This window comes from Ensifer sp. LC163 (assembly GCF_001695855.1).
Taxonomy (GTDB): Bacteria; Pseudomonadota; Alphaproteobacteria; order Rhizobiales; family Rhizobiaceae; genus Ensifer.
Genome location: NZ_MBSS01000032.1, coordinates 17095 through 26986 on the forward strand (window position 1 = coordinate 17095; position 9892 = coordinate 26986).

Annotated in this window: 19 protein-coding genes; all 19 read right to left on the minus strand. The window is 58.7% G+C overall.

Annotated features, from left to right (window positions below; translation table 11 throughout):
* Nucleotides 1-24 precede the first annotated feature (24 nt).
* On the minus strand, nucleotides 25-387 hold the full coding sequence (gene rplR / locus BC360_RS22400; protein ID WP_025426679.1) for a 50S ribosomal protein L18: 363 nt from the start codon (nucleotides 385-387) through the stop codon (nucleotides 25-27).
* A gap of 12 nt (nucleotides 388-399) precedes the next feature.
* Complete coding sequence (rplF, locus tag BC360_RS22405; protein WP_065785916.1) at nucleotides 400-933, minus strand: 50S ribosomal protein L6; 534 nt, start codon at nucleotides 931-933, stop codon at nucleotides 400-402.
* A gap of 40 nt (nucleotides 934-973) precedes the next feature.
* Entirely contained in the window at nucleotides 974-1372 is a 399-nt protein-coding gene (gene rpsH, locus BC360_RS22410) for a 30S ribosomal protein S8 (protein ID WP_025426677.1), read from the minus strand.
* A gap of 12 nt (nucleotides 1373-1384) precedes the next feature.
* Nucleotides 1385-1690 (minus strand): 30S ribosomal protein S14, encoded by a 306-nt coding sequence (gene rpsN / locus BC360_RS22415; protein WP_065785917.1) that lies wholly within the window; start codon nucleotides 1688-1690, stop codon nucleotides 1385-1387.
* Between the two features lie 34 nt (nucleotides 1691-1724).
* Nucleotides 1725-2282 carry a 50S ribosomal protein L5 gene (rplE, locus tag BC360_RS22420; RefSeq protein ID WP_025426675.1) on the minus strand — a complete coding sequence of 186 codons (558 nt, stop codon included), beginning with the start codon at nucleotides 2280-2282 and terminating at the stop codon, nucleotides 1725-1727.
* Nucleotides 2275-2586, minus strand: a complete 312-nt coding sequence (rplX, locus tag BC360_RS22425; protein WP_025426674.1) for a 50S ribosomal protein L24 — start codon at nucleotides 2584-2586, stop codon at nucleotides 2275-2277. Before rplX ends, rplE begins: the two co-directional genes overlap by 8 nt.
* A gap of 14 nt (nucleotides 2587-2600) precedes the next feature.
* Nucleotides 2601-2969 (minus strand): 50S ribosomal protein L14, encoded by a 369-nt coding sequence (gene rplN, locus BC360_RS22430; RefSeq protein WP_003536525.1) that lies wholly within the window; start codon nucleotides 2967-2969, stop codon nucleotides 2601-2603.
* 178 nt (nucleotides 2970-3147) lie between these two features.
* Complete coding sequence (gene rpsQ / locus BC360_RS22435) at nucleotides 3148-3384, minus strand: 30S ribosomal protein S17 (RefSeq protein ID WP_025426673.1); 237 nt, start codon at nucleotides 3382-3384, stop codon at nucleotides 3148-3150.
* A gap of 12 nt (nucleotides 3385-3396) precedes the next feature.
* The gene (rpmC, locus tag BC360_RS22440) at nucleotides 3397-3597 is read right to left on the minus strand and encodes a 50S ribosomal protein L29 (RefSeq protein WP_025426672.1); all 201 of its coding nucleotides are present in this window, start codon (nucleotides 3595-3597) and stop codon (nucleotides 3397-3399) included.
* Nucleotides 3598-3609: 12 nt separating this feature from the next.
* Nucleotides 3610-4023, minus strand: coding sequence for a 50S ribosomal protein L16 (rplP, locus tag BC360_RS22445; protein ID WP_011975175.1), 414 nt, complete (start codon nucleotides 4021-4023; stop codon nucleotides 3610-3612).
* 36 nt (nucleotides 4024-4059) lie between these two features.
* Nucleotides 4060-4773, minus strand: a complete 714-nt coding sequence (gene rpsC / locus BC360_RS22450) for a 30S ribosomal protein S3 (RefSeq protein ID WP_065785918.1) — start codon at nucleotides 4771-4773, stop codon at nucleotides 4060-4062.
* Nucleotides 4773-5162, minus strand: coding sequence for a 50S ribosomal protein L22 (gene rplV / locus BC360_RS22455; RefSeq protein WP_025426669.1), 390 nt, complete (start codon nucleotides 5160-5162; stop codon nucleotides 4773-4775). Before rplV ends, rpsC begins: the two co-directional genes overlap by 1 nt.
* Nucleotides 5163-5164: 2 nt before the next feature.
* Nucleotides 5165-5443, minus strand: coding sequence for a 30S ribosomal protein S19 (rpsS, locus tag BC360_RS22460; protein ID WP_065785919.1), 279 nt, complete (start codon nucleotides 5441-5443; stop codon nucleotides 5165-5167).
* 15 nt (nucleotides 5444-5458) lie between these two features.
* Nucleotides 5459-6298, minus strand: coding sequence for a 50S ribosomal protein L2 (rplB, locus tag BC360_RS22465; protein ID WP_025426667.1), 840 nt, complete (start codon nucleotides 6296-6298; stop codon nucleotides 5459-5461).
* Between the two features lie 43 nt (nucleotides 6299-6341).
* Nucleotides 6342-6635 (minus strand): 50S ribosomal protein L23, encoded by a 294-nt coding sequence (locus tag BC360_RS22470; protein ID WP_025426666.1) that lies wholly within the window; start codon nucleotides 6633-6635, stop codon nucleotides 6342-6344.
* Nucleotides 6632-7252 (minus strand): 50S ribosomal protein L4, encoded by a 621-nt coding sequence (gene rplD, locus BC360_RS22475; RefSeq protein ID WP_025426665.1) that lies wholly within the window; start codon nucleotides 7250-7252, stop codon nucleotides 6632-6634. Before rplD ends, BC360_RS22470 begins: the two co-directional genes overlap by 4 nt.
* 12 nt (nucleotides 7253-7264) lie before the next feature.
* Nucleotides 7265-7951, minus strand: a complete 687-nt coding sequence (gene rplC / locus BC360_RS22480; protein WP_025426664.1) for a 50S ribosomal protein L3 — start codon at nucleotides 7949-7951, stop codon at nucleotides 7265-7267.
* A gap of 140 nt (nucleotides 7952-8091) precedes the next feature.
* A complete protein-coding gene (gene rpsJ / locus BC360_RS22485; protein ID WP_003507767.1) occupies nucleotides 8092-8400 on the minus strand; it encodes a 30S ribosomal protein S10 in 309 nt (102 codons plus the stop codon).
* A 316-nt stretch (nucleotides 8401-8716) separates the two neighbouring features.
* The coding region (tuf, locus tag BC360_RS22490) for an elongation factor Tu (RefSeq protein WP_065787369.1) at nucleotides 8717-9892 on the minus strand (1176 nt) is incomplete at its 5' end.

A 9892-nucleotide genomic window follows, 5' to 3' on the forward strand; every position in this document is an offset into this window, starting at 1 on the left:
GCGCAAGGCCCGCCTGGCAACCGATCAGAAGTTCAGACCACCTTCACGCGCAGCTTCGGCCAAAGCCTTGATGCGGCCGTGATAGATGAAGGCGCCACGATCAAAGACAACGTCCTTGACGCCAGCCTTTACGGCGCGCTCAGCGATGAGCTTGCCGACGGCAGCAGCAGCTGCCGCGTCAGCGCCCGTCTTCAAAGACGAACGCAGATCGGTGTCGAGCGTGGAGGCAGACGCAAGCGTCTTGCCGGCCACGTCGTCGATGACCTGTACGTAGATGTTCTTCGACGAGCGATGAACCGACAGGCGCGGACGGCCATTCGCGACCGCCTTGATTTGACGGCGCACGCGGTTGGCGCGACGCACAAGAGTATCTTTCCTGCTAGCCATTTCGCGTGATCCTTACTTCTTCTTGCCTTCTTTGCGGACAATCCGCTCTTCGGCATACTTGACGCCCTTGCCCTTGTAGGGCTCGGGGCCGCGGTATTCGCGGATTTCCGCTGCAACCTGGCCGACCTGCTGCTTGTTGATGCCGGAGACGATGATTTCCGTCGGCTTCGGCACAGCGATCGTGATGCCTTCCGGCGTCTGGTAGACCACGTCGTGGCTGAAACCAAGCGCCAGCTGCAGGTTCTTGCCCTGCAGCGAGGCACGGTAACCAACGCCGTTGATTTCGAGCTTGCGCTCGTAACCGTCCTTAACACCCTTCAGGATGTTCTCGATCATCGTGCGGGACATGCCCCACTTCGAACGAGCATCCTTGCTCTGGCTGAGCGGCTGTACAACAACCGCATTGTTTTCGAGCGCTACCGATACTTCGTCGTTTGCAACAAAGAACAGTTCGCCCTTCGGGCCCTTCGCCGTTACCTTCTGGCCATCAACGCTTGCCGTGACGCCTGCAGGAACTTGAACGGGCTTCTTACCGATACGAGACATTTTTATACCTGTCTGTTCGCTATGGAGATCATGTTACGTCTTAGAAGACGGAGCAAAGAATCTCGCCACCAACATTCTGTTCGCGTGCCTGATGATCGGCCATCACGCCCTTCGGAGTCGAAAGGATGGTGATGCCGAGGCCGTTCGCGACCTGCGGAATGGACTTAACCGAGACATAAACTCGGCGGCCCGGCTTGGAAACGCGTCCGATCTCACGGATTACGGAAGCGCCTTCGTAGTACTTCAGTTCGATGTTCAGCTCGGCCTTGCCGTTGCCAAATACGACTTCAGAGTATCCACGGATGTAGCCTTCAGCCTGAAGGACATCCAGAACACGTGCGCGGAGCTTCGAAGCCGGCGTGGAAACGCTCGACTTGCGGCGTGCCGCGCCGTTACGGATACGGGTGAGCATATCGCCCAGCGGATCAGTCATTGCCATGTGCCCGTCTCCTTACCAGCTCGACTTGACGATACCCGGCACGCGGCCGGAATTGCCCAGTTCGCGAAGCGCAATACGCGACATGCGAAGTTTACGATAATAGGCGCGCGGACGGCCCGTAACTTCACAACGGTTGCGGATGCGGGTCTTGGAGCCATCGCGCGGCAGTTCAGCCAGCTTGATGGTTGCCTTGAACCGCTCTTCGATCGGCAGAGACTGGTTCATGATGATTGCCTTCAGAGCGGCACGCTTAGTAGCTTGCCCGGCAACCAGTTTGCGGCGGCGCTTGTTCTTTTCAACTGCGCTCGTTTTCGCCATAACAGTTATCCTTCTTTACGCTTGTCGTTACGGATTACTGACGGAACGGGAAGTTGAACTCTGTGAGCAGAGCGCGTGCTTCGTCGTCGTTAGTAGCCGTCGTGCAAACGATGATGTCCATGCCCCACATCTGATCAACCTTGTCGTAGTTGATCTCAGGGAACACAATGTGCTCCTTGACGCCCATGGCGAAGTTGCCACGGCCATCGAAGGACTTCGGGTTGAGGCCACGGAAGTCGCGAACGCGCGGAAGAGCGATGTTCACGAGACGATCCAGGAACTCATACATCCGAACGCCGCGCAGGGTAACCTTGGCACCAATCGGCATGCCTTCGCGCAGCTTGAAGCCGGCGATGGAGTTGCGAGCGCGGGTGATTACCGGCTTCTGACCAGCAATCGCAGCGAGGTCGGCAGCTGCGACGGTCGGCTTCTTGGAGTCGCCGGTGGATTCGCCAACACCCATGTTGATGACGATCTTGTCGAGGCGCGGGATCTGCATTTCGTTGGCGTAGGAGAACTTCTCCTGCATAGCCGCACGAATGCGCTCGACATATTCCTTCTTGAGCCGGGGCTCATAAGCGGACTTAGCCATCGATCACTACTCCCGAACGCTTGGCCACGCGGACCTTCTTGTCACCGTCGATCTTGAAGCCGACGCGGGTCGGCTTGCCGTCCTTCGGATCGGCAATCGCGATGTTCGAAAGATGGATCGAGGCTTCCTTGTTGATGATGCCGGCTTCCTGGCTCTGGGTCTGGCGCTGGTGACGCTTCACCATGTTCACGCCACGCACTACAGCCCGATCTTCCTTCGGCATAACCTGTACGACTTCGCCGGTACGACCCTTGTCCTTACCGGTGAGAACGACGACCTTGTCGCCTTTACGAATCTTTTGCATCTCTCAACGCTCCCTTAGAGTACTTCCGGAGCCAGCGAGATGATCTTCATGTGGTTCTTGGCGCGAAGTTCGCGCGGAACCGGTCCGAAGATACGGGTGCCGATCGGCTCTTTCTTGTTATCGATAAGAACGGCTGCGTTTGTGTCAAAACGAATGACGCTGCCATCCGCACGGCGGATGTCTTTCGCGGTGCGAACGACAACAGCCTTCATGACATCACCCTTCTTCACGCGGCCGCGCGGAATGGCTTCCTTGATCGAAACGACGATGATGTCGCCGATCGACGCGTACTTACGCTTGGAGCCGCCCAGCACCTTGATGCACATGACACGACGTGCGCCGGAATTATCCGCCACGTCGAGGTTTGTTTGCATCTGAATCATGTCAGGTCGCCTTCTTGTTGTTACCGGGCCGGTTGGGTCTAGACCCCCTCGCCCGGCTTATTGTGCTTATCTCAAAGCAAAAGAACGCCCGGACTCGAGCGTTCCTTTACTTCAATTGCGTGCTTCATACAGATATTTGCCCAAGACGCAAGGGTCTCGCGGTCAAATCCCGCAGAAATCAAGCCTGGGCGGCAACCACCGTCCAGCGCTTATCCTTGGAGATCGGCGCGCATTCCTCGATGGAAACAACGTCACCAACCTTGTACTGGTTGTTTTCGTCGTGCGCCTTGTACTTCTTCGAACGGCGAACGGTCTTCTGGAGAATCGGGTGCGCAAAGCGGCGCTCGACCCTGACGACGACGGTCTTGTCGTTCTTGTCGCTGACGACTGTGCCCTGCAGAATGCGTTTCGGCATATTTTGTGGTCCTTAGGCCTTGGCTTCTGCCGCCTTCTGGCGGGCAATTGTTTTGACGCGTGCGATGTCCTTGCGGACTTCGTCGATACGCGACGACTTTTCGAGCTGGCCAGTTGCCTTCTGGAAACGCAGATTGAACTGCTCTTTCTTCAGCTTGGCAAGCTCTTCGTTGAGTTGATCGGCGCTCAGAGCGCGAACATCTGCGGCTTTCATGAGATTCACTCCTTACTCTGCGATACGCTGCACGAAGCGCGTCTTGACAGAGAGCTTGGCAGCACCAAGACGAAGTGCCTCACGGGCGAGTTCTTCGCTGACACCATCGATCTCGAACATCATACGACCAGGCTTGACCTTGCATGCCCAGTATTCGACCGAGCCCTTACCCTTACCCATGCGGACTTCGGTAGGCTTGGCGGTGACCGGAACGTCAGGGAACACACGGATCCAGACGCGACCGGCACGCTTCATATGGCGGGTGATCGCGCGGCGGGCCGCTTCGATCTCGCGCGCATTGACGCGGTTTGGTTCTTGAGCCTTCAGGCCGAATTCACCAAAGGCCAGATCAGATCCGCCCTTGGCTACGCCCTTGATGCGGCCCTTGAATTGCTTGCGATACTTCGTACGCTTTGGCTGCAACATTTTTTTAATTCTCCGATATTGGCTGCCAGACGCGTGTTACGCGTTTTCGCGACGACGGTCTCTGCTGCTACCGCCCTGACTGTCACTCTCGATCGCGCGACGCTCGGAAGCCATCGGATCGTGCTCAAGGATTTCGCCCTTGAAGATCCAGACCTTGATGCCGCAGATACCGAAAGCGGTTTCAGCTTCAGACGTGCCGTAGTCGATGTCCGCACGCAGGGTGTGCAGCGGAACGCGACCTTCGCGGTACCATTCGGTACGAGCGATTTCGGCACCGCCGAGACGACCGGCGCAGGTGATCTTGATGCCTTCGGCGCCAAGACGCATGGCCGACTGAACAGCGCGCTTCATCGCACGGCGGAAAGCCACGCGGCGCTCGAGCTGCTGGGCGATCGACTGGGCAACGAGCGTTGCGTCAACTTCCGGCTTGCGCACTTCAACGATGTTGAGGTGTGTTTCGGAGTTGGTCATCTCGGAAAGCTTCTTGCGGAGCTTTTCGATGTCTGCGCCCTTCTTGCCGATGATCAGGCCCGGACGAGCCGAGTGGATCGTGACGCGGCACTTCTTGTGCGGACGCTCGATCACGACCTTGGCAATGCCAGCAGCCTTGAGCTCTTCCATCAGGTAAGCACGGATCTTCAGGTCTTCATGAAGAAGCTGACCGTATTCCGCGTTATCAGCGAACCAACGGCTATCCCAGGTCCGGTTGATGCCGAGACGGAAACCGATCGGATTAATCTTCTGGCCCATTATGCAGCCTCCCCTTTGGCTTCCACTTCACGAACGACGATCGTCAAGTGAGAGAACGGCTTTTCAACACGCGATGCACGGCCGCGACCACGAGCGTGGAAGCGCTTCATCACAATCGACTTGCCAACATACGCCTCAGCGACGATGAGCGAATCAACGTCGAGGTCGTGGTTGTTCTCAGCGTTTGCGATCGCGGATTCAAGCGTCTTCTTGACCGTCTCGGAGATCCGCTTGCGCGAGAACTCGAGTTCGGCCAGAGCGCGCTCGACCTTCTTGCCGCGGATCATCGCGGCAACCAGGTTGAGCTTCTGGGGGCTGACGCGGATCGTGCGCGCAATTGCCTGCGCTTCATTATCCTTCAGCCGGCGTTCGGCTTTTGCCTTGCCCATTGTTACTTCCTCTTTGCCTTCTTGTCCGCGCCATGACCGTAATAGGTCCGGGTCGGAGAGAATTCACCGAACTTGTGTCCGACCATTTCTTCGGTCACCGAAACGGGAACATGCTTGTTGCCGTTGTAGACGCCGAAGGTGAGACCCACGAACTGCGGAAGGATCGTGGAGCGACGGCTCCACATCTTGATCACTTCGTTACGACCGCCGTCACGAACCTTCTCAGCCTTCTTGAGAAGATAGCCGTCAACAAACGGACCTTTCCATACTGAACGAGCCACTTGAGACTTCCTCTCTTACTTCTTGCGCTGGTGACGCGACCGCATGATGAACTTGTCGGTCGACTTGTTGGAGCGCGTCCGCTTGCCCTTCGTCGGCTTGCCCCAAGGGGTAACCGGGTGGCGACCACCGGACGTACGGCCTTCACCACCGCCGTGCGGGTGGTCAACCGGGTTCATGACGACGCCGCGAACGTGCGGCTTCTTACCGCGCCAGCGCGAACGACCAGCCTTACCGTCATTGATGTTGCCGTGATCGGGGTTCGATACAGCACCGATGGATGCAAGGCAAGAGCCGTGCACCAGGCGCTGTTCACCCGAGTTCAGGCGAAGGATTGCCATGCCCTGGTCACGACCAACGAGCTGGGCGTAAGTACCGGCAGAGCGAGCGAGCTGACCACCCTTGCCTGGCTTCATTTCCACGTTGTGGATGATGGAGCCGACCGGGATGAACTGCAGCGGCATAGTGTTGCCGGGCTTGACGTCGACCGCTGCCTTCTCCGAAGCGATGACCTTGTCGCCGGCAGCGAGGCGCTGCGGAGCGAGGATGTAGGCCTGTTCGCCATCGGCGTAGGTTACCAGCGCGATGAACGCGGTGCGGTTCGGGTCATATTCCAGACGCTCAACGGTGCCTTCAACGTCGAACTTGCGACGCTTGAAGTCGACCAGACGGTAGGTCCGCTTGTGACCGCCGCCCTGGAAGCGAACGGTGATACGGCCGAGGTTGTTGCGACCGCCCTTGGAGTGCAGACCTTCGGTCAGCGCCTTTACCGGCTTGCCCTTGTAGAGGCCGGACCGGTCAACGATGACCAGCTGGCGCTGGCTCGGGGTCGTCGGATTGAAACTTTTCAATGCCATTTTATTGTTCCCTTTTGGGTTTTTACCCTAATGGGCCTATCCGTTAGAGACCGGTGGAGACGTCGATGGACTGACCGTCGGCGAGCGTGATGATCGCCTTCTTCACGTCCTTCTGCTTCCCGGTAAAGCCGCGGAAGCGCTTGGTCTTGCCCTTGCGGACGAGCGTGTTCACGGCCGTAACCTTGACGCCGAACAGAGCTTCGACAGCAGCCTTGATTTCAGGCTTCGAAGCGCCCTTGGCGACGTTGAAGACGATCTGGTTCTGTTCGGAAACCAGCGTCGACTTTTCAGTGATCGAGGGGGACACGATCACGTCGTAGTGGCGAAGATCCGTCATTTGAACCGCTCCTCCAGAGCTTCCACGGCAGCCTTGGAAAGCACGAGCTTGCCACGGCGCAGAATGTCGTAAACGTTGATGCCCTGAACCGGCAGAACGTCCACATTCGGGATGTTCTGGGCGGCGAGCTTGAAGTTGTTCTCGATTTCGGCGCCGCCGATGATCAGAGCATTGGTCAGACCGAGCGAGGCGAACACACCTGCGAGGGTCTTGGTCTTTGCTTCTGCGGCAACGAGGTCATCGAGAACGATGATGTTTTCGGCCTTCAGCTTGGCAGACAGAGCGTGGCGAAGGCCGAGTGCACGAACCTTCTTCGGCAGGTCATGGGCGTGGCTGCGAACAACCGGGCCATGAGCCTTACCACCACCACGGAACTGCGGAGCGCGAGCGGAGTGGTGGCGGGCGCGGCCCGTACCCTTCTGCTTGTACATCTTGGCGCCGGTGCGCGAAACTTCCGCGCGGCCCTTGGCCTTGTGTGTGCCCTGCTGCTTCTTAGCGAGCTGCCAGCGAACAACGCGGGCAATGATGTCTTCACGGGGTTCGAGACCGAAAATGGCGTCCGAAAGGGAAACCTTTCCCGCGTCCTTGCCCTCGAGGGTTTTGACGGTGAGATCCATTATTCGGCTCCCTTACTTCGATGCTTCGGCGCGCACGGCCGCGGGGCGCGGTGCGCCTTCCGGGGTGCCCGACTTGATGGCGTCACGAACGACGATCCAGGCACCCTTGGAGCCGGGGACAGCGCCCTTGACCAGGATCAGACCGCGGTCTTCGTCGGTCGATACGACTTCGAGGTTCTGCGTGGTGACGCGCGTCTGGCCCATGTGACCAGCCATGCGCTTGCCCTTCCAGACGCGACCCGGATCCTGGTTGGAGCCGGTCGAACCATGCGAACGGTGCGATACGGAAACGCCGTGCGTTGCACGCAGACCGCCGAAGTTGTGGCGCTTGATCGCGCCGGCAAAGCCCTTACCGATCGTGGTACCGGTGACGTCGACGAGCTGGCCCGCAACGAAATGGTTGGCGGTCAGTTCGGAGCCGATGTCGATCAGATTGTCCGCGGAAACGCGGAATTCGACGAGCTTCGCCTTCGGTTCGACGTTGGCGGCAGCAAAGTGGCCGCGCATCGCCTTCGGCGTGTTCTTGACCTTGGCAGTGCCGGCGCCCAACTGGACAGCGGTATAGCCGTTCTTGTCGTCCGTGCGCTGGGCTACCACCTGGCAGTTTTCCAGCCGCAGTACTGTTACCGGGATATGCTCGCCGGCGTCGTTGTAGACGCGCGTCATTCCCACTTTCTGTGCAATCACACCTGAACGCATCGGTTCATTCCTCTTGAGAGTTAACGTCGGGGCAAGCCCCTCCGCATCTCTTGTTTAAGGTCTCCCTCTGCTCCTTGCGGAACGTCGGGTCGCCCGTTTCTGGAAGCCGTTGGACCGAAGCCCACGTACCTTCCTTGTTATTAAAGCTTAATTTCCACGTCGACGCCGGCAGCGAGGTCGAGCTTCATCAGCGCGTCAACGGTCTGCGGGGTCGGATCTACGATATCGAGAAGGCGCTTGTGGGTACGCATTTCGAACTGCTCGCGGCTCTTCTTGTCGACGTGCGGCGAACGGTTGACCGTAAATTTTTCAATGCGCGTCGGCAGCGGTACTGGACCGCGCACGCTGGCACCGGTGCGCTTGGCCGTCGAGACGATTTCGCGCGTCGAGGCATCGAGGATCCGGTGATCAAACGCCTTGAGGCGGATGCGGATGTTCTGGCCGTTCATACGACTTATCCTTGTTCATGTTGGTTGCGGCTTCCGTGGAGAAACACGCATTGAACTTCGTTTGATGTTCGGCCAGTCCGCTAATTTTTCAAAGATCGGAGGGACAAGGTTTCCCCTGCCCCTTCCTATTTGAGCGGCCGTGGCCGGCCTGTACTTTCGCGATCGCACTATGCCGACGCACCGTGCAAATCACGCTTGGGCGCCATTTGCACTATTTCGGCGTCGTCGGCAAGCCGTGCGACCAACTAAATCATGCTGGGCGGCTATGTCCGAGGCGCATAACAATGCGCCTCGTCTCATGCCGCCCGAACGCCGATTACTCGACGATCGAAGCGACGATGCCGGCGCCGACGGTACGGCCGCCTTCGCGGATAGCGAAGCGCAGCTTTTCTTCCATCGCGATCGGAACGATCAGCTCAACGGCAACGGTGACGTTGTCGCCAGGCATAACCATTTCCGTGCCTTCCGGAAGCGTCACGATGCCCGTCACGTCCGTCGTGCGGAAGTAGAACTGCGGACGGTAGTTCGTGAAGAACGGCGTATGACGGCCGCCTTCTTCCTTCGTCAGGATGTAGGCTTCGGCCATGAACTTCTTGTGCGGCTTGACCGAGCCCGGCTTGCACAGGATCTGGCCACGCTCAACGCCGTCACGGTTAACACCACGGATCAGCGCGCCGATGTTGTCGCCGGCCTGGCCCTGGTCGAGCAGCTTGCGGAACATTTCAACGCCGGTAACCGTCGTCTTCGACGTGTCGCGGATGCCGACGATTTCGACTTCTTCGCCGACCTTGACGATGCCGCGCTCAACGCGACCGGTCACAACCGTACCACGGCCCGAGATCGAGAACACGTCTTCGATCGGCATCAGGAACGGCTGGTCGATCGGACGCTCAGGCGTCGGGATGTAGGCGTCAACCGCAGCCATCAGCTCGCGGATCGCGTCTTCGCCGATCTTCTTGTCCGAATCTTCAAGCGCAGCGAGCGCCGAACCCTTGATGATCGGAATGTCGTCGCCCGGGAATTCGTAGGACGACAGCAGTTCGCGAACTTCAAGCTCGACGAGCTCGAGAAGTTCGGCGTCGTCAACCTGGTCGACCTTGTTGAGGAACACGACGATCGCCGGAACGCCAACCTGGCGAGCAAGCAGGATGTGCTCGCGGGTCTGCGGCATCGGGCCGTCAGCAGCCGAGCAAACCAGGATCGCGCCGTCCATCTGCGCCGCACCGGTGATCATGTTCTTGACGTAGTCGGCGTGGCCGGGGCAGTCGACGTGGGCGTAGTGGCGCGCCGGCGTCTCATACTCAACGTGAGCCGTCGAAATCGTGATACCACGGGCCTTTTCTTCCGGAGCAGCGTCGATCTGGTCGTACGCCTTGAACTCGCCGAAGTACTTCGTGATCGCTGCCGTCAGCGACGTCTTGCCATGGTCAACGTGGCCAATCGTGCCAATGTTAACGTGCGGCTTGTTGCGCTCAAATTTGCTCTTTGCCAT